We start from the raw sequence: 15,616 nt of genomic DNA, 5'->3' as shown, positions 1-15,616 counted from the left end.
TCAGGAGCCTCCAAGCAGGTGGAACAAGGGGGAGGAGGGGAGCGGCTCGTCGCCCTCCCAGGTACGGGCGAGTTCGCCGACGGCGCCGAGATCGCCCAGCAGAATTCCGCCGATCAGCCGGTCCCCGCGGACGACGACCTTGCGGTACGCGCCTCGGGTGGCGTCGGTGAGCCGGACCACGTCGTCACCGGGGAGCGGGGTCGTCTCGCCGAAGGCGGCGAGGTCGAGGGGGCCGGAGCCGTTGAGGGTGAGACGGGTGAGGGCGCGGGTCCCTGTGTAGCGCGCCGAGGGGGCCGGGGCGGGCGCCGGGGAGGTGTCCGAGGAGGGGGCCGGGGAGTCGGCCGGGCAGGCGTCCGGGGAGTCGGCCAGCAGGGTGGCCAGGACGTCGGCCTGCTCGATGGCGGGGCCCGCGAGGGCGTAGACGCGGCCGTTGTGCTCGGCGCAGTCGCCGATGGCGCGGATGTCCGGGTCCGAGGTGCGCAGCTCGTCGTCGACGACGATGCCGTTGCGTACGTCCAGGCCCGCGGCCCGTGCGAGGCCGACCCGGGGGCGTACACCGCAGGCGACGACGACGAGGTCGGCGTCCAGCGCGTAACGGTCGGCGAGCTCGACGGCCCGCACCGCTCCGGCCTCGCAGCGCAGGCCGCGTACCCGGCACTCCGTGTGGACCTCGACGCCCAGTGTCTCCAGATGGCTGCGCAGCAGCTCGCTCGCGGCCGGGTCCAGCTGGCGCTCCATGAGGTGCTCGCCCTGCTGGGCCAGCACGACCTGCGCGCCCCGTTCGGCGAGGGCGCGGGCCGCCGAGACACCCAGGAGGCCGCCTCCGATGACCACGGCGCGGGTGCCTTCGCGCACGGCGGCTGCCAGGGCGAGGCAGTCGTCCATGGTGCGGAAGGGGTGGACGCCGTCGGGGAGATCGTTGCCGAGGCCGCGCAGGGGCGGCAGTACGGGGTTGGATCCGGTCGCCAGGACCAGTGTTCCGTACGGGACGACGCTGCCGTCGTCGCACTGGACCACCTTGTCGGCGCGGTCGATACGGACCACCCGTACCCCGCGCCGTACGGGCGTCTCGGGCAGTGCGACGACCTCGGGGCCGTAACGCCCGGCGAGGACCTCGGCGAGCAGCACCCTGTTGTACGGGGCGTGGTCCTCCTCGCCGATTACGGTGACGCGGGCAGAGGGGGCCAGCTGCCGGGCCAGCCTGGCCCCTGCTGTCCCGCCGCCGATCACCACGATGTCCTTGCTCATGACCGCAGCCTGCGGGGGCGGTGTTACCCGGCCGCATCCCAGTTGTTTCCCGCGGGGAACACTGCGCTCAGCGCGGTGTGCTCCGGGCTGTGAGGGGCGAGGGGGCGCAGCCGGGGGACGGGCGCTGTCCGGGGGCGACGCCCGGGGTGGCGCTGCCCGGGGATGGCGCCGGGGGCCGACTCCGGGGGTGGGGTAAACCGAACCCCGGAGTTCCGTACAGGCACGATCGAAACGGGCGCGTGCGACCGGGAGTCTGAACGCATGGACATCACCGAGCGCCAAGCCGCCGCAGCAACCGCCACCAGCCGTACGAGTGTGATCCTCCGCGAGCCGTTCCGGGCCAGGACCTGGCAGCGCACGGCGTATGTCGTGCTTGCCCTCCCCGTCGGTCTCCTGTGTATACCGATCGCGCTCGTCGGCGGTCCCGCGGCCCGCATCCAGCGCGGGCTCGCCAGCCGGCTGCTGGGCGTGGAAGTGGGGGGAGAGACCGGTGCGGGGGAAGCCGGTGCGCCGGGTGTGCGTGGCCGAGCGCTCGCCCTCGCCCACGCAGTGATCAGCGCGCCGCTCAACCTCGTCGCCGTCACGGTCACCCTCTATTTCTGGATGGTCGTGGCCATCAACCTCGGCTTCCCGCTGCGGCCGGACAACGACCCCACCCAGTCCTGGGGCGGCCCGACCATGGCCGGGGCGTGGGCGGTGCACGCCATCAGCGGCGGGCTGCCGTTCCTGTTCCTCACACCGTGGGTCGTCAAGGGCTTCACCAGGCTCCAGGCGCGGCTGGCATCAGGCTTCCTCGGCGCGGACCGCTCCGGCCTCCTGCGGACCACCGGCATAGCCGCCGGCGTCGCCGTGGTCTGCGCACTTCTCTCCGTACCCGTGATCCACCAGCTCTAGGTTGGCTCCCATGCACCGTCTCCGCGCCGCCGCCACTGCTCTTCTGTACGCCGCCCTGGCCCTGCCCCTCGCGCTGACGGGCATGGCCCTGGTGGTCACGGGCCTGCTGGCCGGCGCGCTGCTCTCGGTGACGGCACTCGGGCCGTGGCTGCTCGCCCTGACCGTCCGAGGGGCGCTCGCCCTCGGAGACCTCCAACGTGCCCTTGCCCTGGGGCTGTTGGGCCTGCGCATCGATCCGCCCGTACGACGCGACGCACCGGGCGCGTTCGGCTGGCGGCGGGCCGTCCTCGGCGACCGGGCCGGGTGGCGGGCCGTCGGCTGCTCCCTCGCCGCGCCGTTCACCGCCCTGCCGCCGGTGCTCGCCGCGTTCGGCGGGTACGCGTACGGGCTGCTGTTCGTCCTGAACCCCATCGTCAAGCGCTGGAACTACATCACGGTCCGGGAGGCCGACGGCTCGGTGCGGCACGTGGGGCTCCGGTTCGGCGGCGTCGAGTTCGACTCCTGGCCCAGGTGGCTGATCACCACCACCGCAGGCCTCCTCCTGTTGGCCGTCACCCCCTGGTTCATACGTCGCCTCCTCGTCCCGCATCGCATACTTCTGCGGACCCTGCTCGGCCCCAACGCCGCCGACCAGCGCATCCGCACCCTGGAGGAGACCCGCGCCCAGGCCGTGGACGACGCCGCCGCGACGCTGCGCCGCATCGAACGCGACCTGCACGACGGCACCCAGGCCAGGCTCGTCGGCCTCGGCATGCACCTCACGATGATCCGCGAACTGCTCGCGGCCGACGTGGACCGCGACCGGATCGTCGCCGTCGTCGAAACCGCCCAGGGCAACGCGAAGGCGGCCGTGGCCGACCTGCGTCACCTCGTCAAGGGCATCCACCCACCCGTACTCGACCAGGGCCTGGACACGGCCCTCGCCACCCTCGCCGCCGACAGCCCGCTGTCCGTCCCGCTCACCGCCGACATCGCGGAACGCCCCGCCCCCGCCATCGAATCCATCGCCTACTTCTGCGCCGCCGAACTCCTCGCCAACGCCGTCAAGCACAGCGGAGCGACCCGCGCCGCCATCGGCATAACCGTCCGGGACGGCACCCTCCGCCTCGCCGTGCGGGATAACGGGCGCGGCGGTGCGGCCGTCGGAGCGGGCAGCGGGCTGACCGGCCTGCTCGCCCGGGTCCGTACCGTCGACGGCACGCTCACCTGCGACAGCCCGCCCGGAGGGCCTACCGTGGTGACCGTCCTACTTCCCTGCCGATGAAGGGTGTTGAGGCTGTGCCGCCGCTGCGTGTTGTCATCGCCGAGGACTCCGCGCTGCTGCGCGACGGGCTCGTCCAGCTCCTCACCCTGCGTGGCGTGGAGGTCGCGGCGGCAGTCGGCGACGCCGGCGCACTGCTCGCCGCAGTCGCCGAGCACGGCCCCGACGCCGCCGTGATCGACATCCGGCTGCCGCCCACCCAGACCGACGAAGGCCTGCGCGCGGCGGTGGAGCTGCGCCGCTCCTCGCCCGGTCTCGGCGTGCTGATCTTCTCCCAGTACGTGGAGACGAAGTACGCGGCGCAGCTGCTGGGGGAGAGCGGCGCGGGCGTCGGCTACCTCCTCAAGGAACGCGTCGTGGACATCGGCGAGTTCGTGGACGCACTGGAGCGGGTCGCGGCGGGCGGCACGGCACTGGACCCGGAAGTGGTGGCCCAGCTCTTCGGCGCGAGCCGTCGTGCGTCGGCGCTGGACGCGCTGACGCCGCGTGAGCGGGAGGTGCTGGCGCTGATGGCCCAGGGCCGTACGAACCAGGCCATCGCGTCGTCGTTCGTCGTCTCGGAGCGTGCGATCGAGAAGCACATCGCGAACATCTTCGCCAAGCTGGACCTGCCCCAGTCGGACGGCGGCCACCGCCGGGTCCTGGCCGTGCTCCGCTACCTGGATGCGGGCGCGTGACCTTCACGTAGGGTCGCGATCATGCCTGAGATATCGCTGACCATGCTCGTTGTCCTGTGCCTGGCCGCTGCCGCGGCGGGCTGGATCGACGCGGTGGTGGGCGGCGGCGGGCTGCTGCTTCTGCCCGCGCTGCTGCTCGGCCTTCCGAACGTGCCCGCCGCGCACATCCTGGGCACCAACAAGGCGGTGGCCATCGTCGGTACCTCCGGAGCGGCGGTGACGTACGTCCGCAAGGCGCCGGTGGAGGTGAAGACGGCGGTACGGGTCGGCCTCATGGCGCTCGTGGGCTCCATGACGGGCGCGTTCTTCGCCGCCGGGATCAGCAGCGACGTACTGCGCCCAGTGATCATGGTGGTGCTGCTAGGGGTCGCCGCGTTCGTGCTGCTGCGGCCGGCCTTCGGCAGGGCCGCCGGTGAGGAGAGGGCCCCGGTCACCCGGGCCCGTACCGTCAGCGCGATCGTCCTCGTCGGTGGCGGCATCGGCTTCTACGACGGCCTTTTCGGCCCCGGCACCGGAACGTTCCTGGTGCTGGCGCTGACCGCGGTGCTCCACCTCGACCTCGTCACCGCGTCCGCCAACGCCAAGATCGTCAACGTCTGCACCAACGCAGGCGCCCTCGCGATGTTCGCCTACCAGGGGACGGTCCTGTGGCAGCTGGCCGCGCTGATGGCGGTGTTCAACCTGGCGGGCGCGATGGCCGGGGCGCGGATGGCGCTCAAAAAGGGCAGTGAGTTCGTACGCGGTGTGCTGCTGTTTGTGGTCTTCTCACTGGTCGCGAAACTCGCCTTCGACCAGTGGTCCTAGGGCAGCGTGGTCCTAGCGCGCCCCTGTCAGATGCGCGTACGCCACCACATTGGCCCGGTAGCCGGTTTTCGGGGAGAAGGCGCCGCCGCAGGTGATGACCCGTAGCTCGGCGTTTCCGTTGGCTCCGTACACCCGCTGCTCCGGGAAGTCCTCGTAGTCGTACACCTCGATGGCGTCGATGGTGAAGACGCCGGTACGCCCGTCCTGGCGGTCCACCTCGATGGTGTCGCCCTTCCTCAGCGCCCCGAGGTTGTAGAAGACGGCCGGGCCCTGCGCGTTGTCGACGTGCCCGGCGATGATCGCCGTTCCTCTGGTCCCGGGCGGGGTGCCGTCCCTGTACCAGCCCGCGACATTGCGGTTCCCGGCCGGTGGTACGTCGAGACTGCCGTCGCGGGCGAGGCCGAGGCGCATGACGGGCGCGTCGACCCTGACGGCGGGTATCCGGATCCGTACGGGCTCGGAAGGTCGCAGCGCGTCGGTGGGAGGGACGCCGCTGCCGCCCGTGTGCCCGGAACCGGCGGTGAATGCCTCGGCGACGGACGGCTGCGGCGGGTTCCGCCCCTCGGCGCCGTTCTGGATCAGCCAGAGCCCGGTGCATACGGCGATGGCGACGAGCCCGCCTTTGGTGCGCCGGTCCGTCATGCTGGCTCCCCTCGGGCGTCAGCTGTCCCGCGTGTCGCTCGCCCGGCGACGCAGGAGCCACGTACCGCCAACGGCGGCAGCGGCCAGTACGGCCGCACCCGCCGCGATCTGGGTGGTGTCGGGCCCCGCGGACCCGCCTACCCCGGTCTTCACGTGGCCTGCGGGGCGGGTGGGGGCGTGGTGCGTGGGAGGCACGGGGTCGGGGTGATGGGATCCCTCCGTCACGGTGAGGGTGCCCTGGGCGGTGGCGCCGTTGTCGCAGGCCACCGCGATGGCGTGGGTACCGGGCTGGACGCCCTCCGGGAGCTTGAACTCCCCCGTCACGACCTCTTGGTGGGTGGCGGGCTGCAGGATGAAGTTCCCGGCCCCGACCGCGTTCGCGTCACCCGTGCCGCCGCTGTCGGCACCGCACGCGGTGGTGTTCACCGTGATGGTGGTGCCGGGTTCCGCGGACGCCGGAAACACCTCGAGCGCGCCCGCGCCGACATCAGCGGCGTACGCCGGTCCTGCGCCGAGACCGATGGCGGCGGCCGCCAGCGCGGTACCCGCCAACAGAAGTGCAGGGGGCATGGTGATCCTCCGGGAAAGCGTCGGTGCGGCACTGCCTCCGAGGTAAGTGGCGGTACGCCCCCGGCGCCTGCTGACGGCCAGTCAGATTCACCGGCCTGTCCCGGTGCGACGCCCCGGAGGCGCGGCATCCGCGCAGGTCAGGCAGAGCCCGCGAGAAGCTCCGCAAAACACGGCCGGCTCCGCCCCGAACGGGTGACCAAGCCGACCACGGACCGCCACGGACGACCGCGGACGATCACCGGCCTCAGATGACCTCCCAGGGAGTCGTCTCGTACACCGACATGACCGTCTTCATCAGCTGCTCGTCCACCGCGAACTCCGTGTCGTCGATACGCCGCACCGGAGCGACCCCCTGCGAGTTCGTGACGAACGCCGCGCGGTACGCCGAGAGCCCGTCCAGCGTCACCCGCCGCCGCACCGAGGCCAGCCCCGCCGCCGGCAGACGGGGTTCGAGCAGGGCCATCGTGATGCCGTACAGCGCCGGCGCGTCGGGCCAGACGACTGAAGTGCCGTCGTAGAAGGCGATGTTGGTGATCGCACCCTCCACGACCTCCCCGCCGGGGCCGGTCAGCAGCGCCTCGTCGAAGCCCTCGCGCTGCGCGAGCTTGCCGTAGTGCGTCTGGGCGAAGCCGCCCAGGTGCTTGACGTGCGCCACAGGGCGTACGTACGGGACGGACATCAGGGCCTGCGGAGCCTGCGGCATCGTGGCGGGCGGGCGGACGGTGACCATCAGGGTGGCGGCAGCGGCGTCGGGGGCCCACAGCACGTACACCCGCAGCGCGGCGTCCCGCACCCCGGCCCCTTCGAGCGCGTGCCGCACCCGCTCACGTACCAGCTCCTCGTCCAGGTCGGCCCCGAAGACCTCCTGGGTGCCTTCGGAGAGCCGCGCGAGGTGCAGGCGCAGGCCGCGCACCCGGCCGTCCCTGACCTGCATCGCGGTGAAGTGGCCGTAACCGCCGTACAGCGTGGGGATCATGAGGTCGTCGGCGGTGGTGGCTCTGCGGCCGTCGATCTCGATGTAGGGCACGTGAGCAGTAGTCATGCGACCACCGTAAACAGTTCACCGGGACAGCTTGACCTCAATCTTGGTTGAGGTACGAGTCTTGCCGCATGGACCTCACCACGAACGCATCCACCACTGCATCCATTACCGAATCCACCACTGAATCCATCACCGAATCCGCCACTGAATCCACGATTGAATCCGCTGCATCCGCCCAGCTCAACGCCGCTCCCCTGCGAGTCGCCGTCATCGTCGCCAGCAATCGCGAGGGCCGCTTCGCGCCCGTCATCACCGACTGGTTCGTCTCCCGGGCAACTGAGCACGACGAGCTCGACCTCGATGTGGTCGACCTGGCCGGCATCGACCTGCCGACCGCCCTCTCCTTCAGCCCCTCCGACGACGTCAAGGCCGTTCTCGCAAAGGTCTCGCCGCGCCTCGCCGCCGCCGACGCCTTCGTCGTCCTCACCCCCGAGTACAACCACTCCTTCCCCGCCGCCCTCAAAAACCTCATCGACTGGCACGGCCCCGAGTGGCACGCCAAGCCCGTCGGCTTCGTCTCCTACGGCGGAATGTCCGGCGGTCTGCGCGCCGTCGAGCAGCTGCGCCAGGTCTTCGCCGAGATGCACGCCACGACCATCCGCGAAACCGTCAGCTTCCATGGCGCATGGGCCCACTTCGACGAGGACGGCAGCCACAGGGACCCGTCGGCCCCCAACACCGCCGCCAAAGCCCTGCTGAACCAGCTCACCTGGTGGGCGCACGCCCTGCGCGACGCCAAGTCCGTCCGCCCGTACGCCGGCTGAGGGCCGACGTCATGCTGATCCGACTGCTGCGCGGCCGGCTGCGCCCCTACGCCAGGACCATCGCCCTGGTCGTCGTGCTCCAGCTCGCCCAGATCCTCGCCACCCTCTACCTGCCCAACCTCAACGCCGACATCATCAACAACGGTGTCCTCACCGGCGACACCGGTTACGTCCTGTCCACGGGCGGCGTCATGCTCGCCGTCACCCTCCTCCAGATCCTCGCCGCCGCGACCGCCGTCTTCTTCGGAGCCCGTGTAGCGATGGGCTTAGGGCGTGATCTGCGCGCCGCCGTCTTCTCCCGGGTGCAGGACTTCTCCGTACGGGAAGTGGGCCGCTTCGGCGCCTCCTCCCTCATCACCCGCACCACCAACGACGTACAGCAGATCCAGATGCTGACGGTGCTCGGCCTGACCATGCTGGTCGCCGCACCGCTGATGTGCCTCGGCGGCATCGTCATGGCCGTCAACCAGGACGTCCCGCTCGCCGCCCTGCTGCTGGTCTTCGTACCGCTGCTCGCCGGGGTCGTCGGCCTGATCATCCGCCGGATGCCGCCGCTGTTCCGCGGCATGCAGAAGCGCATCGACCGGGTCAACCGGATGATGCGGGAGCAGATCACCGGCATCCGCGTCATCCGCGCCTTCGTCAAGGACGAGCACGAACAGCGGCGTTTCGCCGACGCCAACGCCGACCTGATGGGTGTCGCCCTGCGGGCCGGCCGCCTGATGGCGCTGACGATGCCGGCCGTCATCCTGGTCTGGGAGCTGGCGACCGTCGCCATCATCTGGTTCGGCGGACACCGGATCGACTCAGGTGAGCTCCGGATCGGATCGCTCATCGCGTTCCTCAGCTACCTGATGCAGATCCTGATGGCCGTGATGATGACGACGTTCCTGCTGATGCAGGTGCCGCGCGCAGCCGTGAGCGCCGAGCGCATCCAGGAAGTACTCACGACCGAGCCGAGCGTCGTCCCGCCCGCAAAGCCCGTCACCGCACTGCACGGCGGCCGGGGCCAACTGGAGATCCGCGGCGCCGACTTCAGCTACCCGGGAGCCGAGGAGCCCGTCCTGCGCGGCGTCGATCTCACGGCGCGTCCCGGCCGTACGACAGCGGTCATCGGCTCCACCGGCAGCGGCAAGACGACCCTGCTGGGCCTCGTACCCCGGCTGTTCGACGCGACGGGCGGCGAGGTGCGGGTGGGCGGTGTCGACGTGAGGGAACTCGACCCCGAGGTACTGTCCCGCACGGTCGGCCTCGTACCGCAGAAGCCGTACCTCTTCTCCGGGACGATCGCATCCAATCTGCGGTACGGAAACCCGGACGCCACCGACGAAGAGCTGTGGCAGGCCCTGGAGACCGCACAGGTCAAGGGCTTCGTCGAGGCACTGCCCGAGGGCCTGGACGCGCCGGTCGCGCAGGGCGGCAGCAACCTCTCGGGCGGCCAGCGCCAGCGCCTCGCCATCGCCCGTGTGCTGGTCGTCAAGCCGGGGATCTACCTCTTCGACGACTCCTTCTCGGCCCTCGACTACGCCACCGACGCGGCGCTGCGGGCCGCACTCGCCAGGGAGACGGCGGACGCGACGGTCGTGATCGTCGCCCAGCGGGTCTCCACCATCCGCGGCGCCGACCGGATCGTCGTACTCGACGAAGGCCGCGTCGTCGGCACCGGAACCCACGAAGAGCTCATGCGGGACAACCACACCTACCGGGAGATCGTCCTCTCCCAGATCTCCGAGGAGGAAGCCGCATGAGTACCGTCCCCGAGCGCAGGGGCCCGGCCCCGCAGCGCGGCGGCCCCGGCGTGCCCACCGCCCCGCCCCTCGAACGTTCCCTGGACTTCCGCCGCTCCGGCCTGCGCCTGATCCGGATGATGGCCCCCGAACGCCCCCTGCTCCTCGCCCTCCTCGCCGCAGGCACCGCGGCCGTCGCCCTGGCCGTACTCGGCCCCAAGATCCTCGGCCACGCGACGGACCTGGTGGTCGACGGCGCCACAGAACCGGACAGCGGCGGCATCGACTTCCGCGCGGTAGGGGGAGTCCTCGCCCTCGTCCTCGGAGTGACCGCGGGGTCCGCCGCCTTCACCTGGGTGCAGATGCGGCTGGCGATGGTCGTCGTCCAGCGCGTCGGCTACCGGCTGCGCGAGGAGGCCGAGACGAAGCTGGCGCGGCTGCCGCTCTCGTACTTCGACAAGCAGCCGCGCGGCGAGGTCCTCTCCCGCACCACCAACGACATCGACAACATCACCCAGACCATGCAGCAGGCCTTCAGCCAGATGGTGCGGGCGCTGCTGACCATCGTGGGCGTCATGGCGATGATGTTCTGGATCTCCCCGCTGCTCGCCCTGGTGGTGCTGGCCACCGTGCCGGTGTCGGTGCTCGGTGCCATGGTCATCGGCAAGCGCGCGCAGCCGCAGTTCGTCAAGCAATGGGCGATCACCGGCAAGCTCAACGGTCACATCGAGGAGATGTACACGGGCCATGCGCTGGTGAAGGTCTTCGGCCGCCGGAAGGAAGCGATCCGCACCTTCGACGAGCACAACGAGGCGCTGTACGCATCCAGCTTCAAGGCCCAGTTCATCTCGGGCGTCATCCAGCCGGCGATGTCCTTCATCGGCAACCTCAACTACGTCCTGATCGCGGTGATCGGCGGCCTGCGAGTCGCTTCGGGATCCCTCACCATCGGCGACATCCAGGCATTCATCCAGTACTCGTACGAGTTCAACGGTCCGATCACGCAGGTCGCGGCGATGGCGAACCTCCTCCAGTCGGGCGTCGCATCGGCCGAGCGCGTCTTCGACCTCCTCGACGCCGAAGAGGAGTCCGCCGCGCCCGCCTCACCGCAGCGCCCCGCCCGCATCACCGGCAAGGTCTCTTTCGAGAATGTCGCCTTCCGCTACGAGCCGGCCAAGCCCTTGATCGAGGACCTGACCCTGAAGGTCGAGCCGGGCCAGACGGTGGCCATAGTCGGCCCGACAGGGGCAGGCAAGACCACCCTCGTCAACCTCCTCATGCGCTTCTACGAGGTGACAGGCGGCCGGATCACCCTCGACGGCACCGACATCGCCGCCATGACCCGCGAGGACCTGCGCTCCGGCATCGGCATGGTCCTCCAGGACACCTGGCTGTTCGGCGGCACGATCGCCGACAACATCGCGTACGGAGTCACGGGCGACGTCCCGCGCGAACGCGTCGTCGAGGCCGCGATGGCGACGTACGCCGACCGCTTCATCCGCACCCTGCCCGACGGGTACGACACGGTGATCGACGAGGAGGGCGCCAACCTGAGCGCGGGCGAGAAGCAACTCCTGACGATCGCCCGGGCGTTCCTCACCGAACCGTCGATCCTGGTCCTGGACGAGGCGACCAGCTCGGTCGACACCCGCACCGAGGTCCTCATCCAGCGCGCCATGAACTCCCTCCGGCAGGGCCGCACGTCCTTCGTCATAGCCCACCGCCTGTCCACGATCCGCGATGCCGACGTGATCCTGGTCATGGAGGACGGCTCGATCGTCGAACAGGGCACGCACGACGAACTGCTGGCCACAGGCGGCGCGTACGCCCGCCTCCACGCGGCGCAGTTCGCCGCGGTGGCCTGAGCGGCTGTACGGACGAGGGGCGGGGGCAGGACGCCGGGCTCCTGCCGTTCATCCCGGAGGATGACTTCACCGGCGGGCGCCTTCGTCGCCAGATCGGCCCGGCAGAAGCCCGTTCATGCAGAGCCCATTCACAGAGCCCATTTATTAAGGAGACCGACCGTGACAGTGGCCGAGTGGCTGACCGTACAGACCACCACCGACAGCCGGGACAAAGCGCTGGCGCTCGCGCGTGGGGCCGTGGATGCGCGGGTTGCTGCGTGTGCCCAAGTGGGCGGGCCCATCGCGTCCGTATACCGGTGGCAGGGGGAGACGGAAACTGCCGAGGAGTGGCAGGTGTCGTTCAAGACCGTGGGCGCGCGGTACGAGGAGCTGGAGGCCTACATCAAGGGCGCGCACGATTACGACACCCCGGAAATCATCGCCACGGCCGTGGTGCGCGGCAGTGCCGAGTATCTGGACTGGGTCGCGGAGGAGACGGCCGTACGGTGATCAGTCCTGCACCCGCTCGATCCGTACCGCGCACACCTTGAACTCCGGCATCCGCGACGTCGGGTCCAGCGCCGGATTCGTCAGGGTGTTGGCGCGGCCCTCGCCCGGCCAGTGGAACGGCATGAAGACGGTGTCCGAGCGGATCGCCTCCGTGATCCTGGCCGGAGCGACCGCCCGGCCGCGACGGGACACCACCGCCAGCCGGTCCCCCTCGGCCGCGCCCAGGCGCTCCGCCAGCCGGGGGTGGAGCTCGACAAAGGGGCCAGGGGCGGCCGCGTTGAGTTCGTCCACGCGACGGGTCTGGGCGCCGGACTGGTACTGGGACACGACCCGGCCCGTCGTGAGGATCACCGGGTACTCCGCGTCCGTCTCCTCGGCCGCAGGGCGGTGGGTTACGGGGACGAAGCGGGCTCGCCCGTCCGGGGTCGCGAAACGGTCGAGGAAGAGGCGGGGCGTACCGGAGTGGCTGTCGTCCGGGCACGGCCAGAAAACGCCGTCCTCGTCCGCGATCCGGCGGTACGAGATGCCCGAGTAGTCCGCCGGGCCGCCCGCCGAGGCGCGGCGCAGTTCTCCGAAGACCTCCTCGGGGTCGGAAGGGAAGCCCTTCTCGTGCCCGAGGAGCGCGGCCAGGGAGTGCAGTACCTCCAGGTCGGTACGTACGCCGGGCGGCGGGTCCAGTGCCTTGCGCCGCAGCAGCACCCGTCCCTCCAGGTTCGTCGTCGTGCCCGTTTCCTCCGCCCACTGGGTGACCGGCAGGACCACGTCCGCGATCGCCGCCGTCTCGGAGAGGACCACGTCCGCCACAGCGAGGAAGTCCAGCGAGCGCAGGCGCTCTTCGATGTGGGCGGCACGGGGCGCCGAGACGACCGGGTTCGAGCCCATAAGGAGGAGGGATTTGATGTCGCCGCCCAAGGCGTCGAGGAGTTCGTACGCGCTGCGGCCCGGTCCCGGGAGGCTGTCCGGGTCTACGCCCCATACCCCGGCGACGTGCTCGCGCGCGGCCGGGTCGGTGAGCTTGCGGTAGCCGGGCAGCTGGTCGGCCTTCTGGCCGTGCTCGCGGCCGCCCTGTCCGTTGCCCTGTCCGGTGAGGCATCCGTAACCGGACAGCGGGCGGCCGGCGCGGCCCGTGGCGAGGCAGAGGTTGATCCAGGCGCCCACCGTGTCCGTGCCCTTGGACTGCTGCTCCGGGCCGCGCGCGGTGAGCACCATGCCCGCCTCTGCGTCGCAGAACATCCGTACCGCATCGCGCAGCTGAGGGACCGGGACGCCGGTGATGCGCTCGACCATTTCCGGCCAGTGCGCCATCGCCGCCGACCGGGCCTCCTCCCACCCGCCCGTACGGTCCTGGATGAAGGCATCGTCCGTACGGCCTTCGGACACGACGATGTGCAGCAGCCCCAGTGCAAGCGCCAGGTCCGTGCCGGGGCGCGGCGCGAGATGCAGGTCCGCCTGCTCGGCCGTCCGCGTACGGCGCGGATCGATGACGATGAGCGTGCCGCCGTTCTCCTTCAGTTCCGTGAGGTACCTGAGCGCCGGCGGCATCGTCTCGGCGAGGTTCGAGCCGACGAGGATCACGCAGCCGGTGCGCGGGATGTCCTCCAGCGGGAAGGGCAGGCCACGGTCGAGGCCGAAGGCCTTCTGGTGGGCGGCCGCGGCGGACGACATGCAAAAACGCCCGTTGTAGTCGATCTGCGACGTGGAAAGGACGACCCGGGCGAATTTCCCGAGCGCGTATGCCTTCTCGTTGGTGAGCCCGCCGCCGCCGAAGACGCCGACCGCATCGGGCCCGTACACCTCTCGTGTACGACCCAGCCCCTCCGCGATCTTCACCAGGGCCTCCTCCCAGGTGGCCGGTTCGAGCCTGCCTGTGGCGGGGCGTCGGACCAGCGGCTCGGTCAGGCGCACCCGGGAGGAGAGCACAGCGGGCGCCGTACGGCCCTTGCCGCACAGCGCGCCCCGGTTCACGGGAAAGTCCGTACGCTCGACGACTTCCACGCCGGTCTCTGCGGCGCGCAGGCTCATGCCGCACTGCAGCGCGCAGTACGGGCAGTGGGTCGGCGTCGCGGTGGGGGAGTCGGTCGCGATGGGGGGCGCGGTCGGTGCGGCGGGAGTGCGGGGCATACCGCCCAGCGTGCGGCGGCGGTGTTACGGCGGCGGGTGCTGCGGGTTACACCCCCGGTACGCCCCGCTCAGCCCCGCCCCTACTGGCCCGTGAGGTACCGGACGGTCATCCCGGCCGTCCAGCCGCCGTCCACCGCCAGCTCGGACCCCGTCATATAGGCCGCGGCGTCGGACAAAAGGAACATGACGGCGGCCGCGATCTCCTCCGGTACGCCGACCCGCCCCATGGGGGTGCCGGGAAACTTCCCCTCGCCGACCTGGATGCCGACCGGGGCGGTCATCGGCGTGTACGTCATCCCCGGGTGCACCGAATTGACGCGGATCCCGGCCTCGGCCAGCTCGACCGCGCCCACCTTCGACAGGCCGCGCACACCCCATTTCGACGCGCCGTAACCGGCGGTCAGCGCGAGACCGGTGAGCCCGGCCGCCGACGAGATGTTGACGATCGACCCGCCCCCGCCGGCCCGCATCAACGGAATCGCGGTCTTGATGCCGATGAAAACTCCGACCAGATTGATCTCGACGACCTGCCGGAAATGCTCGACGGATTCGTGCTCAAGAAACTGTCCGCTGGATATCCCGGCGTTGTTGACGAGCCCGTCGATCTTTCCGAACTCGGCGACCGCGAAGTCCAGCGCCGCCTGCCAGTCGCTCTCGCTGGTCACGTCGTGACGCACGAAACGGGCCGCGTCCCCCAGCTTCTCCGCGGTCGCGGCGCCCTCCTCCTCCAGCACGTCGGAGACGACGACCTTTCCGCCGCCGTCGACGACCGCCTGCGCGGCGGCGGCGCCGAGGCCGCGGGCCCCGCCGGTGATGAGAACGACCTTGTTGCTCAGATCGACTAAAGCGGCGGCAGCAGCAGAAGAAGACATGCGGTCAGTCTCTCAGCGGCCCGATGCCCCTGCCAATGCGTCGGTCACACCCGGCTCTTGGCGCCCCAGAAAGACAGGATCGGGCTTGATCGTGGCGTCGAGCGCAGCCTTGCCCGCCGCGAGGATTTCCCGTACGCCGCCGTAGTACCAGGTCGCGTCCCGTACGGCGTCGACCCCGACGCCGTACGACTTGATGCCCGCCGCCCGGCACAGCGCGATCGCCCGCCGGATGTGGAATCCCTGGCTCACTAGCACCGCCCGCTCTACGCCGAAGATCTTCTTGGCGCGTACGCATGAATCCCAGGTGTCGAAGCCCGCGAAGTCGCTGACGATGCGCTCGTCCGGCACACCCTGTTTCGTGAGATACGTGCGCATCGCATCGGGTTCGTCGTACTCCTCGCGGCTGTTGTCGCCGGTGACCAGCACGACCTTCACCTTGCCCGTCCGGTAGAGCTCGGCGGCGGCGTCCAGCCGGTGCGCCAGATACGGCGAAGGACCGCCCCGCCACAGCCCCGCCCCGAAGACGACGGCGACGTCCTGCGCGGGGGCGTCGGCGGTCGTCCTGACCCTGCTGTCCGCGACGGCGTGCATCCATGTCGCGGGCGCCAGCGCGAGGACAGAGGCGAGCATGACGGCCTGG

At 70.7% G+C, this 15,616-nt stretch carries 15 protein-coding genes; 8 read left to right on the top strand and 7 right to left on the bottom strand.

The annotated features are described in order from the left end of the window. Nucleotides 1-1,248: an NAD(P)/FAD-dependent oxidoreductase gene (locus J7I98_RS03865; RefSeq protein ID WP_214917358.1), complete on the bottom strand. Its 1,248-nt coding sequence runs from the start codon at nt 1,246-1,248 to the stop codon at nt 1-3. 261 nt (nt 1,249-1,509) lie between these two features. On the opposite strand from J7I98_RS03865, the gene J7I98_RS03860 reads away from it, so the two are divergent. From J7I98_RS03860 to J7I98_RS03845, 4 genes are read left to right on the top strand one after another with little or no spacing between them, the layout of a single operon-like run. After that, the gene (locus tag J7I98_RS03860) at nt 1,510-2,142 is read left to right on the top strand and encodes a sensor domain-containing protein (RefSeq protein WP_214917354.1); all 633 of its coding nucleotides are present in this window, start codon (nt 1,510-1,512) and stop codon (nt 2,140-2,142) included. Nucleotides 2,143-2,152: 10 nt separating this feature from the next. Next, nucleotides 2,153-3,406, top strand: a complete 1,254-nt coding sequence (locus J7I98_RS03855; RefSeq protein ID WP_214917351.1) for a sensor histidine kinase — start codon at nt 2,153-2,155, stop codon at nt 3,404-3,406. 23 nt (nt 3,407-3,429) lie between these two features. Then, nucleotides 3,430-4,080 carry a response regulator transcription factor gene (locus tag J7I98_RS03850; protein WP_214919088.1) on the top strand — a complete coding sequence of 217 codons (651 nt, stop codon included), beginning with the start codon at nt 3,430-3,432 and terminating at the stop codon, nt 4,078-4,080. Nucleotides 4,081-4,101: 21 nt separating this feature from the next. Further along, nucleotides 4,102-4,884, top strand: coding sequence for a TSUP family transporter (locus J7I98_RS03845; RefSeq protein ID WP_214917338.1), 783 nt, complete (start codon nt 4,102-4,104; stop codon nt 4,882-4,884). 12 nt (nt 4,885-4,896) lie between these two features. Here the strand turns inward: J7I98_RS03845 and J7I98_RS03840 are convergent, their stop codons facing one another. The 3 genes from J7I98_RS03840 to J7I98_RS03830 form a co-directional block, all read right to left on the bottom strand. Next, nucleotides 4,897-5,526 (bottom strand): class F sortase, encoded by a 630-nt coding sequence (locus J7I98_RS03840; RefSeq protein WP_214917323.1) that lies wholly within the window; start codon nt 5,524-5,526, stop codon nt 4,897-4,899. 18 nt (nt 5,527-5,544) lie between these two features. Beyond that, nucleotides 5,545-6,096 (bottom strand): hypothetical protein, encoded by a 552-nt coding sequence (locus J7I98_RS03835; protein WP_214917320.1) that lies wholly within the window; start codon nt 6,094-6,096, stop codon nt 5,545-5,547. A gap of 244 nt (nt 6,097-6,340) precedes the next feature. After that, entirely contained in the window at nt 6,341-7,138 is a 798-nt protein-coding gene (locus tag J7I98_RS03830; protein ID WP_214917317.1) for an aminotransferase class IV, read from the bottom strand. Nucleotides 7,139-7,206: 68 nt separating this feature from the next. Here J7I98_RS03830 and J7I98_RS03825 point away from each other — a divergent pair, with 68 nt between their 5' ends. The 4 genes from J7I98_RS03825 (at nt 7,207) to cutA (ending at nt 11,983) form a co-directional block, all read left to right on the top strand. Beyond that, nucleotides 7,207-7,902, top strand: coding sequence for an NADPH-dependent FMN reductase (locus J7I98_RS03825; RefSeq protein WP_214917303.1), 696 nt, complete (start codon nt 7,207-7,209; stop codon nt 7,900-7,902). Nucleotides 7,903-7,913: 11 nt separating this feature from the next. Continuing rightward, nucleotides 7,914-9,650, top strand: coding sequence for an ABC transporter ATP-binding protein (locus tag J7I98_RS03820; RefSeq protein WP_214917299.1), 1,737 nt, complete (start codon nt 7,914-7,916; stop codon nt 9,648-9,650). Next, the gene (locus tag J7I98_RS03815; RefSeq protein WP_214917296.1) at nt 9,647-11,494 is read left to right on the top strand and encodes an ABC transporter ATP-binding protein; all 1,848 of its coding nucleotides are present in this window, start codon (nt 9,647-9,649) and stop codon (nt 11,492-11,494) included. Before J7I98_RS03820 ends, J7I98_RS03815 begins: the two co-directional genes overlap by 4 nt. A gap of 159 nt (nt 11,495-11,653) precedes the next feature. Then, the gene (cutA, locus tag J7I98_RS03810; protein WP_308377664.1) at nt 11,654-11,983 is read left to right on the top strand and encodes a divalent-cation tolerance protein CutA; all 330 of its coding nucleotides are present in this window, start codon (nt 11,654-11,656) and stop codon (nt 11,981-11,983) included. On the opposite strand, the gene J7I98_RS03805 is transcribed toward cutA, so the two are convergent. The 3 genes from J7I98_RS03805 to J7I98_RS03795 form a co-directional block, all read right to left on the bottom strand. Then, on the bottom strand, nt 11,984-14,104 hold the full coding sequence (locus J7I98_RS03805) for a molybdopterin oxidoreductase family protein (protein ID WP_214917281.1): 2,121 nt from the start codon (nt 14,102-14,104) through the stop codon (nt 11,984-11,986). It abuts the gene before it with no gap. 80 nt (nt 14,105-14,184) lie between these two features. Then, complete coding sequence (locus J7I98_RS03800) at nt 14,185-14,976, bottom strand: glucose 1-dehydrogenase (protein WP_214917278.1); 792 nt, start codon at nt 14,974-14,976, stop codon at nt 14,185-14,187. Nucleotides 14,977-14,988: 12 nt separating this feature from the next. Further along, nucleotides 14,989-15,606, bottom strand: coding sequence for a vancomycin high temperature exclusion protein (locus J7I98_RS03795; protein WP_251020089.1), 618 nt, complete (start codon nt 15,604-15,606; stop codon nt 14,989-14,991). Nucleotides 15,607-15,616: the final 10 nt, after the last annotated feature.

The sequence above is a fragment of the Streptomyces sp. ISL-98 genome, from assembly GCF_018614055.1.
GTDB lineage: Bacteria > Actinomycetota > Actinomycetes > Streptomycetales > Streptomycetaceae > Streptomyces > Streptomyces spiramyceticus.
Note: the sequence above shows the minus strand (reverse complement) of the source record. Positions and strands in the feature narration are given on the sequence as shown.